Here is a 17393-nt window from a genome sequence, read left to right as displayed (position 1 = left end):
GGTCGACTGGAAGGCGCTGGTGGGGGAATCCGCTGGCGCCGTACTTGTAGACGCCGTTGGAGCCGTCCGTGCCGTTGCGCAACGCCGTCAGCGGCCCACGGGTGGTTGCCGCGTTGGCGAAATAGCTGCCGTTGTTGGCATAGCGTCCGACCGGAGCGTAGTAGGAGGCGACGTAGGTGGTGTTCGCGGTGACGGCCACCGGTGCGCCGAAGAGTGTCTGCTGCCAGCCGGATGAGGTTTCGCCGGAGAACGTGGCCGATGCCAGCTTCGTGCCGGTCCGCGACCAGAGACTGCCTACATGAGTGCCGGAGTTGCCCGCGCCCTTGTAGAAGCGGATGCCGGTGATGAAGCCGTTCTGACTTGTCCGGAACTTGACACCGACCTCGACCGCGGAGTCGTCCGCCGTCGAGGCAGTCGCCGGGGTCGCTGAGTTCGGCCAGATGGTGCACGGGCAACCGCTGGCCGTCGCGCCCGTGGTGAAGGTCCAGGTGACCGGGTCCATCACGTTCCCCGCCGGGTCGCGGGCACCGCTGAGGCTGGCCGTGTAGGTGGTGGACGTCGCCAGCGCAGCGTTGGGCGTGAGCGTGGCCCTCCGATTGTCCGGGTCATAGCTCACCGTCGCCGGAACCGCGGACGGACCGGCCAGCGTGAAGGCGATGCTCGACTGCTGGATCGCCTCACTGAAGGTGGCCGTCACCGACGCGCCGACCGGGACACCTGTCGTCCCGGCAGCAGGCTGGCGGTCGGTGACCGTCGGCTTGGTGGTGTCGACTCCGCTGGAATTGAACACAACGTCCACCCAGTAGTTCGACCCCTGGTACGTGCTGTTGGGGAAGCCGCCGCCGACGCCGTACCGGTAGACGCCGTTCCCACCGTCGGTCCCGTCCTGTAGCGCGGTGAGCGGTGAACTGACCGTGCCGGCGGAGGAGAAGAAGTTGTTGTCGGACGAGTAGTGACCGGCCGGCGCATAGTAGGACGCCACGTAGGTCGTGTTGGCGGTGACCGGAACCGGCGTCGCGAATTCCGCCTGCTGCCAGCCCGAACCACTCTCACCGGTGAACGTCACGGTCGCCAGCCGGTTGCCCGCGGTGTTCCACAGCGAACCGGTGTGGGTGCCGGTGTTCCCGGATCCCTTGTAGAAGCGGATCCCGGTGACGAAGCCGTCCTGATCGGCGCGGAACTTGACGCCGAGTTCGACCGCGGACGTGTCGGGGTCGGCGAGCGTGCCCGGCGTCCTGGTGCCGAAGATCGTGCACGGGCAGGTGGCCGCCCTGGCGGTCTGGGCCAGTGGCCAACTGCCGAGCATTCCGAGGATCAGGGTGATGGCGATGACCAGCGCGATCGGCCGGTGGCCGGAACCGGTCCGCCGTCCCTGGCCGAGCGCACGCGCGCGCGATTTGACGTACACGACAATCTCCCCCCGAAGACGCCGAATCCCCCACGATGCGTCAGCGCACCGCCTGGAGCAGTCGGTCGACAAGTCGCCGTCCGATCCGTCGTCTGCGATCAAAGCACGGGGGATGGTGATCGCGCTGGGAAACGGGAGAATCTCCGCCGACGGGGTTGCCGGGGACAATCTTGACCGCGGCGGGCACTGCGGCCGAGCGGCCGGCCCGTGGTCAGGAGGGACCGAGGACCAGGCAGCTGGTGGTTGCGGTGGCCAGCAGTCGGCGGCGATCGTCGTACACCTCTGCCCGGGCGGTGCCGGTGCGCCGTCCGACGTGTTCGGCGAGTCCGGTGATCTTGACCGGCGCATCCTCGGGACGGACCGGCCGGAGATAGCGCACCTGGATGTCGAGGGTGGTCAGGCTTGTGCCCTTCGGCAGCCGGGTCTGGATCGCATAGCCCATGGCGGTGTCCGCCCAGGATGCGATCACGCCGCCGTGTACGGTGCCGATCGCGTTGCACTGGAACTCGGCCGGCCGGGAGATGATCACTGCCCGTCCGGGTTCGGCTTCGACAAGATCGAATGCCAGGGTCCGGCTGAGTGCAGCGCTGGGCACCTCGCCGTTGATCATCTTCTGCAGGAACTGCAACCCGGTGGTCTGCGGCGCGATCCGGGCCAGCTCGGCCGGGTCGCTCCAGCCGTAGCTGCGCTGCCGTTCGTCCGCCGGTTTACGATCCGGCCGTGGCCCGAGATCGAGGATCTCGGACCAGGCCGGGTCGGTTGGATGATCGCTGGACGGCTTGCGTTGTGGAATCGGATTAGACAAAGAGCGGTTCCATCCCCCACGCCCGTTCCAGTTCGGCCATCGCTGCCTCGTCGGGCCGGGCGGTGAACCGCTCCGCGGCGTCCAGCACCTTGGGCAGGATGTGGATGTCGCCGACCGTGTTCAGGAAGACGCCCGGCTGGCCGAGGACCCAGCCGACGGCGGTGTCGATGGCTGACTGGTCCTGCAGCGGCTCGTACCAGGTGGCCGCGAAGTGCTCCTTGCCCTCCTGCCAGGGCGCCCGGGTGATCGACTTGATCGTCTGGAACGCGACGTTCTTCTCCTGGCAGTACTCGTAGAGCCGCTGCCAGTCGGCGATGTACTGCTCGTTGCGGCTCATCGGGAAGTTGTACGGGCACAACACGGAGTCGAAGTCGAACACCTGCAGCGACTTGTAGTGCTGGGCGGCGACCGTCGTTCCGTGACCGGTGATCCCGATGTAGGTCACCAGACCCTCGTCGCGTGCCTGCACGCAGGCCTCCAGCGCCCCACCCGGGCCCAGGGCGGTCTGTCGCTCCTCCTCGTCGACCAGGTTGTGCAACTGGATCAGGTCGAGATGATCGGTACGCATCCGCTCCAGCGACCGCTGGATCGATGCGTACGCCTCGTCACGGGTGCGGTCACCGGTCTTGGAGGCGAGGAAGTACTCGTCGCGGTGCTCGGCGATGAACGGGCCGAGCCGATCCTCGGCGGCGCCGTAGCTGGCGGCCGTGTCGATGTGGTTGATGCCGTGCCGGCGGATCAACTCGAAGGTCTGGTCCGCCTCGTCCTGGGTCACGTCGGACAAAGCCGCAGCACCGAAGATGATCCGGGTCGACTCGTGCCCGGTCCGGCCGAAATTCAAGGTGGGGATCATGATCTGTCCTCCTGCGTTGTTGGTGTGGTGGTGGCATCCGGGCTCACGGATCCGGTGATTGGTTTCCTGCCGTCGCGGTGGCTCTGGGCGTTCTCCGGCACCTGGTCACCAGGGCGCAGACCGGCCGACCAGGCCGCCGCGACCGCCTCGGAGAGGACGACCCTGGCCGGCTTCCCGACGGAGGCCGCCAGTCGGCTGACGTCGTCGAACTCCGGAGTCGCCTGTTGGATGACGCCGTTGCGGTGGGCGAGTTTGATCATCACCGGCCCGTCAGTGACATTGGTCCTGACCCAGGCGCGGGGCTGTGCGAACTTGCGGTAGTCCTGCTGCCGAACACCGATCGTGCTGGTCCGGTCGAAGATCATTTCCCGAAGCCTTCCCGCGGCCGAGGGATGGGCCAATACGGCGAGCGTGTGGGCGGGCCGCCCTTCTTCATGGTGATCGGGATCATCCAAGCATCGGAGGCGCCGGCCGACAGCAGGTCGGCGAGCACACCGGGCCACAGACGCGGATCAAGATCATCGACGTTCGCCTCGAGCAGCACCGCCGGGTCACCGTCATCGGTCGCGGATGCGGCGGCCGGGTCGCCGATCAGGATCCGGGTGACATTGGCGCGGCCGTCGAAATCCTTGGTGCCGGCGCCGAGGCCGACGGTCTGCATCCGCATCGCCGGGAGATCGGTGCACTCGGCGGACAGCGTGACCATCAGCGCCATGCCGGTCGGCGTGGTCAACTCCCCCTCGCCGCCGGCAACGATCTCCCAGCCGGCGGCCAGCCGGGTGACGGCCGGCACCGGGACCGGGATCCTGCCGTGAGCGGCCTTCACCGTGCCGGAACCGACGGCGACCCGGCTGCCGGTGATCGCGCTGATTCCCAGATCAGCGAGTCCGGCGCAGACGCCGACGATGTCGGCGATCGAATCCAGCGCACCCACCTCGTGGAAATGGATCTGCTCCGGGCCGGTGCCGTGCACCTGTGCCTCGGCGTCGGCCAGACGGGCGAAGACGGCGGTCGCCCGGCGGCGTACCGGTTCGGGAAGGTCGGCTTCGGCGAGCATGCCCCGGATCGTGCGCCAGGTCCGGTGCGGAGGATCGGCGACCAGCAGGTCGACGTGCACCTTGGTCGCGGCGATTCCGGCACGGGTCACCCGTTCGCGCCGCAGCCGGACAGCATCGCCGACGACCGCGTCGATGCACCGCTGGACGACGTCGAGGTCGGCACCGGCATCGATCAACGCGCCGAGCAGCATGTCACCGGCGACGCCCGCCGAGGCGTCGATCCAGGCATGCCGTGCGCCCGGTTCAGCCATCGGTCGCCTCGGGCGAGGTCTGGTCCGGGGAGCTGATCTGCGCTGCCAGGTGACCGGCACCGTAGCCGTTGTCGATGTTGACCACGGCAACGCCCGGAGCGCAGGCGTTCAGCATCGACAGCAACGGCGCGATCCCGCCGAAGGCTGCGCCGTACCCGACGGAGGTGGGCACGGCGACGACCGGGCAGCTGACCAGGCCTGCAACGACACTGGGCAGCGCACCGTCCATTCCCGCCGCGACGACGATGACCCGGGCCTCACGGAGCAGGTCGAGTTTCGATAGCACCCGGTGCAACCCGGCGACTCCGACGTCGGCGACCAGCTCGGCGTCCCGTCCCAGGTAGCGGGCGGTGAGCACCGCCTCCCGGGCCACCGGCAGATCGGACGTGCCGGCACACAGCACCAGGACGCGTCCTCCAGTCGGTTCCGGGACCGCCGGCGGCCAGGCGACCAGCCGTGCGGTCTGGTCCCAGTGGGCGTCGGGCAGCACGCCGAGGATCGCCTTGGCCTGTTGTTCGCAGGCGCGGGTGAACAGCGTGATCTGCTCGGGGTGCCGGGCGAGAACGCCGGCGATCGCGGCGACCTGGTCGACGCTCTTGCCCTCGCAGAACACCGCCTCGGGGTAGCCGCGGCGGTGCGCCCGCCCGAGGTCGAGATCCGCGATGCCCTCCAACGGGTCGCCCGGGACCAGGGACTCGGACCGGGCCTCCGGCACAGCCTTGTGGTGCGGCTCAGTCATGGTGTTGGCCGAGCACGGTCAGGGTGAAGGCGCCGGACTGCATGCCGCCGAGATCGACAGCGGCGTAGCGGAAGCCGGCCCGTTGGATGGTGCGGCGGATGTCGCCGGACAGCGGTGGGGTGACCGCCCGGACCAGGTCAGCGGCGGGCAGTTCGATCCGGGCGATCTCGCCGTGGTGGCGGACCCGGAAGTCGGTGAAGCCGAGCTCCCGAAGTCCGGCCTCGGCCTGGTCGACCTGCTGCAGCTTCTCCGGGGTGACTTCCTGGTGGTGCGGGATCCGGGACGCCAGGCAGGGCGCGGCAGGCTTGTCCGCCGACGGCAGCTGCCAGGCGCGGGCCAGTCGGCGTACCGCTGCCTTGTCCAGACCTGCATCGGCCAGGGGACGCAGCACCCGATGCTGGGTCGCGGCAGTCGCGCCCGGCCGGTCCGGTCGGAGTGCGTCGTCGGCGTTCTCGCCGTACGCGACCGCGTCCAGGGCGTGTTCGGCCACCAGCTGGTCGTCGATGCGGGTGAACAACTCGTCCTTGCAGAAGAAGCAGCGGTCCGCGCCGTTGGCGCGGTATTCGGGCCGGTCCCCCTCGTGGGTCTCCACCTCGATCACCGGTGCTCCGATGAAACGGGCCACCTCATGGGCGGCGGCACGTTCGGAGCTGGCAAGGCTGGGTGAGACTCCGAGGATCGCGATGACTCGGTCGGCGCCGAGCTTGCGCACCGCCGCCGCCAACAGGACCGATGAGTCGACACCCCCGGAGAAGGCGACGCCCAGCCTACCGACGCCGGCGAACTGCCGGTCCAGTCGTTCGAGCTGCGGGTCGTCGCCGGGATCGAAGATCTGCTGGTCGACCGCGGGTCCTACCGACGTCATCCACCTGCCCTTTCGTCTGCCGTCCCCGCATGGGGGTACGACGATCTTGACGGTTCACCGGCGGGCCGGGCTTCCCACCGCTGCCTAGTCTGCCTTGCCGGTGCTCTCCTGCACCAGCCGGGTCACCCCATCACCTGCGCGACCAGGATCGGTCATCGACGTAGTACCACCTGACGTGATGTACTGCAGCTGATGAACAAGATCATTCTCGACACCGATCTGGCCATGGGCGCACCGGGCTCGGACATCGACGACGGCTTCGCGCTGGCGCTGGCCCACGCCGACCCTGAGCTGCAACTGGAACTGGTCTCCACGGTCAACGGCAACACCGATGTGGACAGTGCCACGGTGCTCAGCCTCGAACTGCTCCGCCGGCTGGGTGTCCACGACGTGCCGGTGGTCAAGGGCGCCGCAACACCGCTGATCCATCCCGAGACCAGGCGTCCGGCTCCGCAGGAGGTGACGGGCTCCTACGGGATCGGCCTCTCCCCGGCGCCCGGCTATGCCCCGGCGCTGCTCGCCGAAAAGATCATGGCCGAGCCCGGGGAGATCGATGTGGTCGCGATCGGCCCGCTGACCAATGTTGCTGCGGCGCTGGCGATCGAGCCGGGCCTGGCGTCCGCGGTCAAGGAGATCGTGATCATGGGCGGGGTGTTCCTCGGGATCACCGGGGAGAGCGGGATGCCCGGCGAGTTCAACGTCTGGAGCGATCCCGAAGCCGCGGCCGCCGTACTGCGCAGCGGAGCTAGGCAACGCTGGGTCGGTCTGGACGTCACCCTGCAGGTACGCCTGACCCGAGCCGATGCCCGGCGGCTGTCCTCGGCACCCGGCGACTTCGCACCGTTCGCCGGCGCCGCGACGCAGGCGTGGATCGATCATCAACGCCGGAATCAGCCCGGCAGTCCGCAGGACCAGGACTCCTGCGCGATGCACGATCCGCTGGCGGTGGCGGCGATCACCCATCCGGAGTTGATCACCTGGGCGGACGCGCGTGTCGATGTGATCACCGGCGACGTACCCGGGCGCGGGATGATGATCACCGACCTGCTCCGCTCGGCGAACCCACCGGCTCCGAACGCCCGGATCGCCGTGGCCGTCGACGCCTCCGCCTTCACCCAGCATTTCCTGAACCTGATGGGCAGTCTCTAGGTTCCAGAACCGCCCGGAGAACCGGAATGGACTACGAGATCTGGATGCCGCCGTTGATGTCGTAGGTCGCGGCGGTGATGTAGCCGGCGTCCGGGCCGAGCAGGAAGGCGATCAGGGCAGCGACCTCATCCGGGGTACCGACCCGGCCGAGCATGCCGCCCGCCGACATCTCGGCCTTGCGGTCGTCGGTCAGCGTGCCACCCATGATGTCGGTGTCGATCGGACCCGGTGCCACGGCATTCACGGTGACGCCGTACTCACCCACCTCACGGGCGACCGCCCGAGTGAAGCCGAGCAGGCCGGCCTTGGAGGCGCTGTAGGCGACCTTGGAATAGGTTCCGCCGCCCCGCTGGGCCGAGATCGAGGAGATGCTGACGATCCGTCCCAGTCGCCGGTCGATCATGCCGTGCAGCGCTCGCTGGGTGACGACGAACGCGCCGCGCAGGTTGATCGCCATCACCCGATCCCACTCCGCGACGGTGGTTTCCATGAACGGCGTCGGTGAGCTGATCCCGGCGACGTTGGCCAGCCCGACGACCGGCGGCAGCTCACGCTCGATGATGCCGAACGCCGCGTCGACCGACTCGGGATCGGCAACGTCGGCACCGACCCCGACAGCGCGCACGTCGTAGCGCGAACTGATCTCCTCCGCCGTACGCTCGGCGTCGGTCACCGAGACATCCATGATCGCGACCGACCAACCCGCGGCGGCGAGCCGGCGCGCGGTCGCCTTGCCGATGCCGCGTTCGGAGGCGCCGCCGGTGATCACTGCGGTCCGCTGGTCGGGGAACTCGGTCGGCTGAGCCATGAACAATCCTCCTGGGGACGGGTGTCGGGTCGGCTGTGATCCTGTCACGGGCGAACTTCGAGGCGGTTCGTGGGGCGACTCAGGGTGGCGAGTCACGTAGCGATCTGCTCCAGTTCCTGTCCCGGTCGGATATTGGGCAGGAAGAAGGTCGCCACCCCCTGCGCAATACCCACCGCGACCCCGATCACCAACCACGCGACGGTCAGCGTCCAGGCTTCGTTGAGAACGGTCCACAACAGACTGCCGAGCATCAACCCGCCGACGAACATTGCACCCATCCAGCCGATGGCGGGTGCTCGGACCCGGGTCGGGAAGGACTCGGCCTGATAGGCGTACCCGGCGCCGGACCAGGTCCCGTTGGTCGCCTGGTAGACGAGGAAGAACACCACGGCGACCCAGACGTGGCTGTCCACCAGGAACAGCACGAGGTTCAGCGGGCCGACCAGGATTCCGGAGATGACCAGGACGTTCCGCCGGCCGAAACGCTCGCCGAGCAGCCCGCCCAGCAGGTAGAAGAAGAAGCCGATGCCGCCGCAGACCAACAGCAGGGTGGCGGCCTGGGACGCTGTCCAACCCTTGACCGTGGTCAGCCAGTAGGTGATGTACACGTTCGTGGCGACGAAGGAGGTGGCATAACACAGCCAGGTGATCGTCAGCCGGATCAGTGTCGTCCGGACCGGACCGGGTGTGGCGAACAGTTGCCGGACCGATCCCCGCTGCAGTTCCTCGGCCGCCATCGGGCGTTCGGCCTGGAGCCGGTCGACCGTCTGCCGGTCCCCGGCTGCCACCGCTTCGGCGCATGGCTCGCAGGTGCAGGAAGCGTTCCGACTCCTTGATCCACAGCCGGCCGACCGCGACCAGGATCAACGGGATGACGCCGAACAGGTAGACGGTCCGCCAGCCCCATCCGCCGACCAGCAGATACAGACCGGACACCAGGAAGACACCGATCGGCCAGCCGCCCTGCACTATGGAATACAACAACCCCCGGCGCCGCGACGGCACCTGCTCGTTGACCAGCGTGATCGACACGGCCAGCTCGGCCTGGGCGAATCCTGAGGCCAGCGCACGGACGACGGCCAGCTGCCAGAAGCTCTGCACGAAGAAGGTCAGGCCGGTGAACAGTGCCGCCAGCAGCAGACAGAACATCCACATCCATTTGCGTCCCCGGCGGTCCATGCCCCAGCCGACGAACAGCGCAAGGATGAACTCCGCGCCGTAGACGATGAAGCCGAGCACACCCAGGATGCCCGAGGAGAGCCGGAACTCCGAGGCGATGTCCGGCATCGTCAGCGTGAGGATGTTGGAGTCGTAGGAGGCGAGCGACCAGCCCAGCACCGCGATCACGATCAGGTAGACGGTATATCCGCGGTCGCGTTCCTCGGTCGTGCTCAGTACGTTTCCTCTGCCATCCTCGACCTCCCTGTCATCCGATTCGGCCTGTGACCCGATTCGGCGGGTCATTCGGAGCGGCGTCCCGGGCGGCTGGAGCAGCGACTCAGTCCGGGAGCCAGGCGAAGGCCCGCCCAGGCGCTCCTGTACCCCGCGCCACCTTCAACGGCGCAAAACAGAACGTCGCACCCCGCACCGGAAGCTGATCGAGTCCGGCCAGCGCCTCGATGAACGCGACCCCGTCCGCCAGCGCCAGCCGGTGGACCGGTGCGCCGTTGTCGGCCGAGCCCATGCTGGCGCCGTCGGTGCCGACACAGCGGACTCCTCGGTCCATGATCAACTGCATGGCCGCCACGTCGGGTGCCGGCCAGCCGGGCTCCGTCCGGGTGACCAGCGGGCCGTGGCTGTAGGCCCTGCCTGCCGGACCCGGTCGGTAGTGCCGGTCCCATCCGGTACGGAAGAGCACGATGTCGCCGTCCGCCAGCCGGCCGTGCTGAGCTTCCCAATCGACGATCAGCCGGTCGGTGATCACCGGCGAGACACCGGGCGCGGAACCCGGAAGATCGTCGGCGATGTCGAACACCGCAGCGGGGCCGATCAGGCGGTCGAGCGGGATCTGCTCAACGGTGACGGTGCCGGCCGGCCCGGCGTCGGGCAGACCGGTTCCAGGTTCGGGAATGAAGTGGGCGGGAGCGTCGATGTGGGTGCCGGTGTGTTCGTCGATCAGCAACCAGCGGGTCTGGTACGGCCCGGTCTCGCTCTTCAGCGGCGCGACTTGATCATCGCGGTCTGTGAAGTAGTTGAACGTCTTCTGCTGGTACGGCATGTGAGTCGCCCAAGCCGCCGGCAGTTCCTCGGCCAGCACCAGCGTCAGGTCGACGATCCGTCTCCCGGTGATCATGCTGAGTCCGTCCGTAGTGATCTTGATCAACGTGATCTTCGAAGCTAGTGCCCACCCCTGTGGATCGTCAAGATCGCGTGGAACCCCGGTCTGTGGCACGCAAACCGGGCCGGGATCCGGGCTCGGATGAAGGGACCGGCTGCAGGTGAGCACCCACACTGCTTCGGGCATGATGGGGACCACCGTGTACCGAGGCGGGTGCATGGGAGCAAACGGGTAGGGAAGGGCCGGTCGTCATGAACGTCATCCGTTACACACCAGGGCCCGACGAGTGGGCCCACCACTTCGGCGCCGGGCCCGCCCGGCTCAGTATCTCCCCCGGTGACGTGGTCCAGGTCGCGACCGAGGACTGCTTCGGCGGGTTGGTCAGGACCCCCGCAGACCTGCCCAGCGAGGTTGTCCCGTTCGAGGCACTGAATCCCGTGTCGGGACCGTTCCAGGTCGAGGGCGCGGAGCCGGGTGACGCGCTGGCCGTCCACTTCATCGACATCGTGCCATCGAGGTCGACCGCGATCTCGTCCCTGTTTCCGCACTTCGGTGCCCTTTCCCCGACCCATGAAACAGCCCTGCTGGCTGACCCGTTGCCGGAGAAGGTCTGGTTCTACGAGCTGGACCTCGACCGCTGGACCGCCCGGTTCTCGGCACTGAGCAGCGACTTCGGCCTGGACCTTCCGTTGGATCCGATGCACGGCACCATCGGTGTGGCACCGGCCGCCGGCGAGGCCCGACTGGTGGTGGTGCCGTCGACCTACGGCGGCAACCTGGACACACCCGAGATGCGCGCCGGAAGCACCCTGTACCTGCCGGTCAACGTCGACGGAGCGCTGTTGGCACTGGGCGACGGCCATGCCCGGCAGGGCGAGGGGGAGGTGACCGGCACCGGGCTGGAATGCGCCATGCACACGGTGTTCACGGTCGAGGTGATCAAGGGTGCCGCACCGGCCTGGCCCCGGCTGGAGAATGCGTCTTCGATCATGAGCACGGGTTCGATCCGACCACTCGAGGACGCGTATCGGATCTCCCAGAAGGACCTGGTCGAATGGGTGACGGAACTGCTTCCGGTCGACCAGTACGACGCCTATCAGCTGGTGTCCCAGCTCGGCACCGCACCGGTGGCCAACGTCTGCGATCCCAACTACACCTTCGTCTCGAGGTTCCCCAAGTCGGTACTTGGCTCGACCCAGCCGTACGGCGGCGTCCACGAACGGCTGGCCGCCGTGGCCGAGGAGTATCGGTCGGCCCATCCGCGGATCTGGTGATCATGGTCGGTCCGGTGCGTGTCGTTGCAGCGGTGTTCCTGCGGGACGGACTGGTGCTCGGGTGCCGCCGGCGCACCGACCGGCCCGCCGGCGGACGCTGGGAGTTTCCCGGTGGCAAGATCGAACCGGGCGAGACGCCGCAGCAGGCGCTGCACCGGGAGATTCTCGAGGAACTCGGCGTGTCGATCACCGTCGGGGCATGGCTGGACACCTCGACCACGATCGTCGACGGCGCCCCGATCGAGTTGAGCTGCTACCTGGTCGAGGACTTCGAGCCCGATCCGGTGATCAGCACAGATCATGATCAGCTGGTCTGGCGTCACCACGCCGACCTGCCGGCGATGCCCTTCGCCGAGCCCGATCTGCCCGCCGTACGGTTGATCGCTGCCGGTCTTCCGACGGGTCACTGAGCCGGGATCGCACCCAACTGCTGCAGCAGCCCGAAGATGTCCATCAGGATCCGACTCGACGCCAGGCGACCATCGCGGAACTTGTCGAACGTCCACGCCTCGACCCGCACTCGACGACCGGTCGGCGCGATGCCCAGGTACTCACCGGAGTGCGTGCCCTCCCAGACCGACCAGGCGGCGACAGTGTCGCCCTCGGCGAGGAGTTCCTTGACGGTCCAGGTCAGGTCCGGGAAGGCGGCCTGGAAGGACTGCAGGAAGTCCCGGAGGCCGTCCCGGCCGGGTCCCTGCCCGGGCGGCGGATTCTCCTCGACGAAGTCCTCGTGCACGAACCGGTCGATCTGGTCCAATCGATGATCATTCAGAACGACCTGGGCGAACTGCCGGTCCTGCTCGGCATTCGATCGTTCGGCAGCTGATCGTTCGGCATCTGACCGTTCGACGTGAGATTGTGCTGACATTGCTCACTTCCTCCGGAACCCGAGCGCTGACCGGTTCACCGTACGCCGCAACGGGTCAACCCACCCGGGCCGACCCCGTGTCGCCGCGCGGGAGGTGATGGGCAAGGATGATCGACGTGAAGATGCTTACGCCGGCCCGGACCGATCTCCAGGCCTCCAATGTGGTTCTCGGGTTGATGCGGATCTCGTCGCTGGACGATGATCAGATCCGCGAACTGGTCAACACCGCCCGTGACGAGGGGATCAACTTCTTCGACCACGCCGACATCTACGGCGGTGATCACGGCTGCGAGCGGCGCTTCGGCGATGCGATCACCTTCTCCGCGCAGGATCGCGAACAGGTGATCATCCAGTCCAAGGTCGGCATCCGGGGCGGCTATTTCGACTTCTCCGCCGAGCACATCACCGGCTCGGTGGACGCGTCCCTGGAGGCGTTGCGGACCGACTATCTGGATGTGCTGTTGCTGCACCGGCCGGACACCCTTGTCGAGCCCGAGGAGGTCGCGGCCGCCTTCGATCAGCTGCACGCGGCGGGCAAGGTCCGGTATTTCGGCGTCTCCAACCACACACCGGGTCAGATCGAGCTGCTGAAGCGGTCACTCAACCAGCCGCTGGCCTTCAACCAGGTGCAGTTGAGCATCACCCATGCTCCCCTCTTCGCTTCCGGGATCGCCGCCAACATGGCCGGTCTCGACCAGTCGGTGGACCGGGACAACGGGCTACTCGATCACAGCCGACTGCACGACGTCACCTTGCAGGCCTGGTCGCCGTTCCAGAAGGGCTTCTTCGACGGCGTGTTCCTCGGTGATCGGGAGAACTACGCCGAACTCAACGACGTCCTGGACGAGCTGGCCGGCAAGTACGAGGTGACGCCCACCGGTATCGCCGTGGCCTGGATCACCCGGCACCCGGCGAACATCCAGGTGGTACTCGGCACCACCAAGCCGTCCCGGGTGAGGGAGTCGGCCGCCGGTTCGCAGATTCCGCTGACGCGGCAGGAGTGGTACCGGCTCTTCACGGCCGCCGGTTACGTCGTTCCCTGAGCCTACGATCCGGACGGCAGGTTCAGGCGGCCACGCGCTCCAGTGCCTGGTCGACGACGTATTCCGCGATCGCCAGCGAGGAGGTCGCGCCGGGCGACGGCGCATTGCGGAGGAAGATCATCCGGCCGTGCCCGGTGATCACGAAGTCGTCGATCAGGCTTCCGGTGCGGTCCATCGCCTGCGCGCGGATGCCGCGCAGTCCCCTGATCACGTCCGCTGCGGTCAGCGCCGGAACATAGGTCTGTGCCTCGGCGATGAAGGCCGATCGGGTGAATGCCCGGCGGGCCTCCTTGATGGCTGTCCGCGCGTTGCCTGCGGCGAACCGCCACAAGCCCGGATAGGTGGCCGCCGACACCAGATCGCGCGGCGAAATGGCGGTCCGCCGGTATGACTCGCGGGAGGCCGCCAGGAAGGCGTTCGGGCCGACCATGACCTCGCCGTCGTGCCGCTTGGTGAGATGGATGCCCAGAAACGGATAGCGCGGATCCGGTACCGGGTAGACCAGTCCCCTGACCAAGGATCGGCGTTCGGGTCTGAGCAGGTAGTAGTCGCCGAAGAACGGAACGATCCTGGGATCGGTCTGATCGCCGGCCTGCCGCGCCAGCCGGTCCGACTGCAGCCCGGCGCACCCGACCACCAGGTCGTACGCCTCCGTCTCCCCGCCCGTCGTCAGCCGTACGCCGTCGCCGGTCCGGGCGATCCCGGTGACCTCGGCACCGGTACGGATCCGGCCGCCGCTGCGCTGCAGGTCGGCGGCCAGCGCCCGGCAGACAGCCACATAATCGATGATCGCGGTATGCGGCGAGTGGATTCCGGCGACCCCGGAGACCTCGGGCTCGATCGCCGTCAGCTCGTCCGCGTCGACAATCGAGACGTCGGGAACGCCGTTGCGTACCGACCGTTCGAAGATCGCCTCGAGCCGTGGACGTTCCTGCTCGGTCCTGGCCACGACCAGCTTCCCGCAGGCGTCGTAGCTGATCCCCGCCTGCTCGGCGAAGGTCTGCAACAGCTCGGTCCCGCGTCGGCACAGGCGCGCCTTCAGACTGCCCGGTTGGTAGTACAGCCCGGCATGGACGACTCCGCTGTTGTGCCCGGTCTGATGTCCACCGATGTCGGGCTCCTTCTCCAGCACGGTGACCTCGGCATCGGTCCGGTTGGCCAGTTCGCGCGCGGTGGCCATACCGATGATGCCGCCGCCGACAACAGCGACCCGCTCCAGCTTCACGCCCACCCCTTCACGGTCCTCCCCAATGCGCCGGCAGGCCGTCGGCCCGGCGTCAGATCATTGTCGCGTGGTTGACGCCGCGCCGGGTGGGAATCGGCTAGATCACCGGACCGATCAGGAAAGAACCCGCAGTTGGGGAAAGCTGACCAGTTCCGCGCGCACCGATCGGTCCGACCGGGGCGACCAGTTCGTCGCGGTCACCGGTGGCAGTGGCCCCGATCAGGATCTCGGCCGCGGTCGGCCCAGCACCGGTAGACGGTCTGCCGGCCGGCGCCGCGCGTTCGGCGATAGCGTACGGGCTGCGATGACCAGCACACAGCCAGCAGCCCCAAGACGATTCGCGGCCCTCCGGAACCGGCATTCCCGCCCGTACCTCTTCACGGCCGGGCTGTCGATGATGGGCGACAACAACGAGCACGTGATCACCTACTGGGTGCTCTGGGAGAAGTTCCACTCCCCCGCCCTGGTCGGCTTCGAGGTGATCAGCCACTGGTTGCCGTTCCTGCTGTTGTCGGTCTGGTTCGGCACCCTGGCCGAGCGCTTCGACTGCCGACGGTTGATCAACATCTCCCAGGGCCTGTTCATGTTCGTCTCGATCATGTGGGGCGTGCTGTTCGCCACCGGGACCCTGCAGATGTGGATGGCCTGTGTCCTGCTGGTCCTGCACGGCATGGCCGGCTCGATGTGGGGTCCGGCCGAACAGTTGCTGTTGCACGATTTCGTCCAACGCGACGAACTGCCCAGCGCGGTCCGGTTGAACGCGACGTTCCGCAGTCTCGGTGTGCTCTTCGGGCCGGCCGTCGGTTCGGCCCTGCTGCTCGGGCTGGGGCCGGTCTGGGGCATCTGGGCCAACGTCGCGTTCTATCTGCCGATGCAGATCCTGATGATGCGCATCCCGTTCACCGGGCACAGCCGGGAACCGGACGCCGCCCCGGCGCGAGTCACCATCGTCGACTCGGTCCGGGTGCTCCGCCGGGTCTGGTTCAACCGGGTTCTGGTCAGCATGATCATCCTTTCCGGACTGACCGCGGTCACCGTCGGCAATGCGTTGCAGGTGTCGATGCCGATCTTCGCCGGCCGGCTCGGCTCGGGCAGCGGGACGGCCTACGGCGTCCTGCTCTTCGCCAACGGTGCCGGTGCCGTACTCGGCGGGTTCCTGCTGGAATCCACCCGGGCGATCAAACCAAGTACGAAGTGGGCGGTGATCAGTTCGGTGATCTTCGGCATCACCACACTGACCTTCGCGACCAGCCATAGTTATCTGCTCGCGATGATCGTCCTGGTGATCGGCGGGGTGGCCAACATGGGGTCGATGTCGATCACCCAGAGCATCGTGCAACTGGAGGCGCCGGCGGGCGAACGCGGCCGGGTGTTCGGGGTCTACGGCATGTTCTCGGCGGGGCTGCGTACCTTCAACGGTCTGACCCTCAGCGTGCTCGGCACTGCCATCGGCGTCACCCGATCGGTTGCCCTGGTGGCGGCCATGTTGATCATCGGAGCCGTGGCCGCAGGCGTGTTCGCCGCCAGCGGGCGCCGTCGGTCGTCCGCCACCTGATCAAGACCGACGGGACCCGCCCGACGCGATCAGGTCCGGCGCGGGTCGCTGACTCGTCCGATGAACACCGGCAGCCCGGTCTGCCTGTCGAAGATCAGGAACAGGAATGGCCGGTCGAAGATCATCGTCTGTGGCCGGGCGAGTGCCGCGGTACGGACTGCGACGATGCCGGTCGCCGCCGCCGCCTCCGCCCCCTCCTCATCGACGGCGACGAAGGCCTCCTGAACGACAGTGCTGATCGCCAGCGGCTCGTCGCCGGTCATCCCGCTGAAGTCGGCGGCGTCGCGATCGAAGGCCGCCGGCATCCCGAGTGCGGCGAGGTCCTCGTTCAGCGTGCGGCGTGACCGGAAGGTCCACTTCGGCACCTGCACCTGCAACGAGCCGACCGGGTCGTACGGCCCGAGCAGGTCGGCGATCATCCGGTGGTCCAGTGTCTGCTCCAGGTCTGTGACGGCGCCGTCCGGGAGCACCAACGCCATCGCCATCCGGCCGCCGACGAAGTCCAGCCGGACGGCCTGCCACCCGTCGCCCGATCGGCGGCCGACCCGGCGCAGCGTCTGTGACATGGTCGGCACCTGTACCGCCGTGCCGTCGGCGATGGTGAACCGACGATCGGAGGTCGGGTCGCGGAAGGGTTGATCCCAGGCGGCTTTGAAATAGGCGGCGTTGACCAGCACCAGACGGGTGAGCTCGTCGATCATCTCGGGCGAGAAGAGCTCGGTGATCTTGTTGTGGGTCTGCTCTGCGACCCAGGCGTTGATCCGCCGCGCTGCTCCGTGGGAGTCGACGTCGAAGTCGACCTGCTGCAGCGACACCTTGAAGCCGGTCTCCAGTGCGGACAGGAACTGCTGGTCCCAGGAGAGACCCTGTTGCGCCCAGACCGAGTTGGCCACGTCCAGGATGACGTCTGCGTCGGTCCGGCCCGCCGAGGAGAGCTCGGGCCCGAGACCACCGATGGCGCCCGCGCTGCTGATGGCGTCGTCGACCGGGGTGTGCAGCACCCGGCTGATCTGTTCCGCCGTCTCGCCGCGGGCTCCGGCGAGGGTCATCGCCAACGCGATCGCGGCCGAGTAGGGCGACAGCACGACGTTCCCGGGTGTGGTGGCCACTCGGGCGTACAGGTCGGCGGTGAACTGCCGGATCGAGGCCGTCGCGTCTGGTGTCGTTGAACTCACCGTTGGTCCTCCCGATGCCGTGACCACTCCTTCGGACGT

General features: G+C 67.9%; 15 protein-coding genes and 3 pseudogenes. 5 read left to right on the top strand and 13 right to left on the bottom strand.

The genetic code is table 11. The features are described 5' to 3' along the window. Window positions 1-28: 28 nt before the first annotated feature. The 6 genes and pseudogenes from GJV80_RS06175 to larE form a co-directional block, all read right to left on the bottom strand. Window positions 29-1306, bottom strand: a pseudogene (locus tag GJV80_RS06175) (DUF4082 domain-containing protein); the annotation flags it as partial. A 313-nt stretch (window positions 1307-1619) separates the two neighbouring features. Next, on the bottom strand, window positions 1620-2213 hold the full coding sequence (locus GJV80_RS06170) for a PaaI family thioesterase (RefSeq protein ID WP_154687141.1): 594 nt from the start codon (window positions 2211-2213) through the stop codon (window positions 1620-1622). Then, window positions 2206-3066 (bottom strand): aldo/keto reductase, encoded by an 861-nt coding sequence (locus GJV80_RS06165; RefSeq protein WP_154687140.1) that lies wholly within the window; start codon window positions 3064-3066, stop codon window positions 2206-2208. Before GJV80_RS06165 ends, GJV80_RS06170 begins: the two co-directional genes overlap by 8 nt. Continuing rightward, window positions 3063-4315: pseudogene (gene larC, locus GJV80_RS06160) on the bottom strand (nickel pincer cofactor biosynthesis protein LarC). Before larC ends, GJV80_RS06165 begins: the two are co-directional and overlap by 4 nt. A gap of 52 nt (window positions 4316-4367) precedes the next feature. Beyond that, window positions 4368-5114, bottom strand: coding sequence for a nickel pincer cofactor biosynthesis protein LarB (larB, locus tag GJV80_RS06155; RefSeq protein WP_154687139.1), 747 nt, complete (start codon window positions 5112-5114; stop codon window positions 4368-4370). Further along, window positions 5107-5979 (bottom strand): ATP-dependent sacrificial sulfur transferase LarE, encoded by an 873-nt coding sequence (larE, locus tag GJV80_RS06150; protein ID WP_154687138.1) that lies wholly within the window; start codon window positions 5977-5979, stop codon window positions 5107-5109. Before larE ends, larB begins: the two co-directional genes overlap by 8 nt. A gap of 192 nt (window positions 5980-6171) precedes the next feature. Here larE and GJV80_RS06145 point away from each other — a divergent pair, with 192 nt between their 5' ends. After that, window positions 6172-7128 carry a nucleoside hydrolase gene (locus GJV80_RS06145; protein WP_154687137.1) on the top strand — a complete coding sequence of 319 codons (957 nt, stop codon included), beginning with the start codon at window positions 6172-6174 and terminating at the stop codon, window positions 7126-7128. A gap of 31 nt (window positions 7129-7159) precedes the next feature. Here GJV80_RS06145 and GJV80_RS23735 read toward each other — a convergent pair whose 3' ends face one another. From GJV80_RS23735 to GJV80_RS06135, 4 genes and pseudogenes are all read right to left on the bottom strand, one after another. Continuing rightward, window positions 7160-7936: an SDR family NAD(P)-dependent oxidoreductase gene (locus tag GJV80_RS23735; protein WP_230208184.1), complete on the bottom strand. Its 777-nt coding sequence runs from the start codon at window positions 7934-7936 to the stop codon at window positions 7160-7162. A gap of 92 nt (window positions 7937-8028) precedes the next feature. Beyond that, complete coding sequence (locus tag GJV80_RS23730; protein ID WP_230208183.1) at window positions 8029-8724, bottom strand: MFS transporter; 696 nt, start codon at window positions 8722-8724, stop codon at window positions 8029-8031. Between the two features lie 25 nt (window positions 8725-8749). After that, a pseudogene (locus GJV80_RS24955) lies at window positions 8750-9400 on the bottom strand (MFS transporter); the annotation flags it as partial. A 34-nt stretch (window positions 9401-9434) separates the two neighbouring features. Further along, entirely contained in the window at window positions 9435-10400 is a 966-nt protein-coding gene (locus GJV80_RS06135; protein WP_230208182.1) for a cyclase family protein, read from the bottom strand. A 65-nt stretch (window positions 10401-10465) separates the two neighbouring features. On the opposite strand from GJV80_RS06135, the gene GJV80_RS06130 reads away from it, so the two are divergent. Both GJV80_RS06130 and GJV80_RS06125 read left to right on the top strand, forming a co-directional pair. After that, complete coding sequence (locus tag GJV80_RS06130; RefSeq protein WP_154687135.1) at window positions 10466-11488, top strand: acetamidase/formamidase family protein; 1023 nt, start codon at window positions 10466-10468, stop codon at window positions 11486-11488. Window positions 11489-11502: 14 nt separating this feature from the next. Continuing rightward, entirely contained in the window at window positions 11503-11898 is a 396-nt protein-coding gene (locus GJV80_RS06125) for a (deoxy)nucleoside triphosphate pyrophosphohydrolase (RefSeq protein ID WP_230208181.1), read from the top strand. On the opposite strand, the gene GJV80_RS06120 is transcribed toward GJV80_RS06125, so the two are convergent. Next, window positions 11892-12356 (bottom strand): ester cyclase, encoded by a 465-nt coding sequence (locus GJV80_RS06120; protein ID WP_154687134.1) that lies wholly within the window; start codon window positions 12354-12356, stop codon window positions 11892-11894. The two genes, GJV80_RS06125 and GJV80_RS06120, sit on opposite strands and share 7 nt — an antisense overlap. Window positions 12357-12478: 122 nt before the next feature. Here GJV80_RS06120 and GJV80_RS06115 point away from each other — a divergent pair, with 122 nt between their 5' ends. Continuing rightward, window positions 12479-13399 carry an aldo/keto reductase family oxidoreductase gene (locus GJV80_RS06115; RefSeq protein ID WP_230208371.1) on the top strand — a complete coding sequence of 307 codons (921 nt, stop codon included), beginning with the start codon at window positions 12479-12481 and terminating at the stop codon, window positions 13397-13399. 22 nt (window positions 13400-13421) lie between these two features. Here GJV80_RS06115 and lhgO read toward each other — a convergent pair whose 3' ends face one another. Beyond that, window positions 13422-14630, bottom strand: a complete 1209-nt coding sequence (lhgO, locus tag GJV80_RS06110) for an L-2-hydroxyglutarate oxidase (protein WP_230208180.1) — start codon at window positions 14628-14630, stop codon at window positions 13422-13424. A 298-nt stretch (window positions 14631-14928) separates the two neighbouring features. Here lhgO and GJV80_RS06105 point away from each other — a divergent pair, with 298 nt between their 5' ends. After that, complete coding sequence (locus tag GJV80_RS06105) at window positions 14929-16179, top strand: MFS transporter (protein WP_154687131.1); 1251 nt, start codon at window positions 14929-14931, stop codon at window positions 16177-16179. A 29-nt stretch (window positions 16180-16208) separates the two neighbouring features. On the opposite strand, the gene GJV80_RS06100 is transcribed toward GJV80_RS06105, so the two are convergent. Continuing rightward, window positions 16209-17354, bottom strand: coding sequence for a serpin family protein (locus GJV80_RS06100; protein ID WP_195909187.1), 1146 nt, complete (start codon window positions 17352-17354; stop codon window positions 16209-16211). Between the last annotated feature and the right edge of the window lie 39 nt (window positions 17355-17393).

Source organism: Microlunatus sp. Gsoil 973, from assembly GCF_009707365.1.
Lineage (GTDB): Bacteria > Actinomycetota > Actinomycetes > Propionibacteriales > Propionibacteriaceae > Microlunatus.
This window is presented reverse-complemented; position numbering and strand designations above follow the sequence as displayed.

Excerpts from the sequence above, each read along its gene's own strand:
- larE (WP_154687138.1), bottom strand. The coding sequence starts at position 5,979 with ATGACGTCGGTAGGACCCGCGGTCGACCAGCAGATCTTCGATCCCGGC.
- GJV80_RS06105 (WP_154687131.1), top strand. The coding sequence starts at position 14,929 with ATGACCAGCACACAGCCAGCAGCCCCAAGACGATTCGCGGCCCTCCGG.
- GJV80_RS06145 (WP_154687137.1), top strand. The coding sequence starts at position 6,172 with ATGAACAAGATCATTCTCGACACCGATCTGGCCATGGGCGCACCGGGC.
- GJV80_RS06135 (WP_230208182.1), bottom strand. The coding sequence starts at position 10,400 with ATGCCCGAAGCAGTGTGGGTGCTCACCTGCAGCCGGTCCCTTCATCCG.
- GJV80_RS06165 (WP_154687140.1), bottom strand. The coding sequence starts at position 3,066 with ATGATCCCCACCTTGAATTTCGGCCGGACCGGGCACGAGTCGACCCGG.
- GJV80_RS23735 (WP_230208184.1), bottom strand. The coding sequence starts at position 7,936 with ATGGCTCAGCCGACCGAGTTCCCCGACCAGCGGACCGCAGTGATCACC.
- larB (WP_154687139.1), bottom strand. The coding sequence starts at position 5,114 with ATGACTGAGCCGCACCACAAGGCTGTGCCGGAGGCCCGGTCCGAGTCC.
- GJV80_RS06120 (WP_154687134.1), bottom strand. The coding sequence starts at position 12,356 with ATGTCAGCACAATCTCACGTCGAACGGTCAGATGCCGAACGATCAGCT.
- GJV80_RS06130 (WP_154687135.1), top strand. The coding sequence starts at position 10,466 with ATGAACGTCATCCGTTACACACCAGGGCCCGACGAGTGGGCCCACCAC.
- GJV80_RS06115 (WP_230208371.1), top strand. The coding sequence starts at position 12,479 with ATGCTTACGCCGGCCCGGACCGATCTCCAGGCCTCCAATGTGGTTCTC.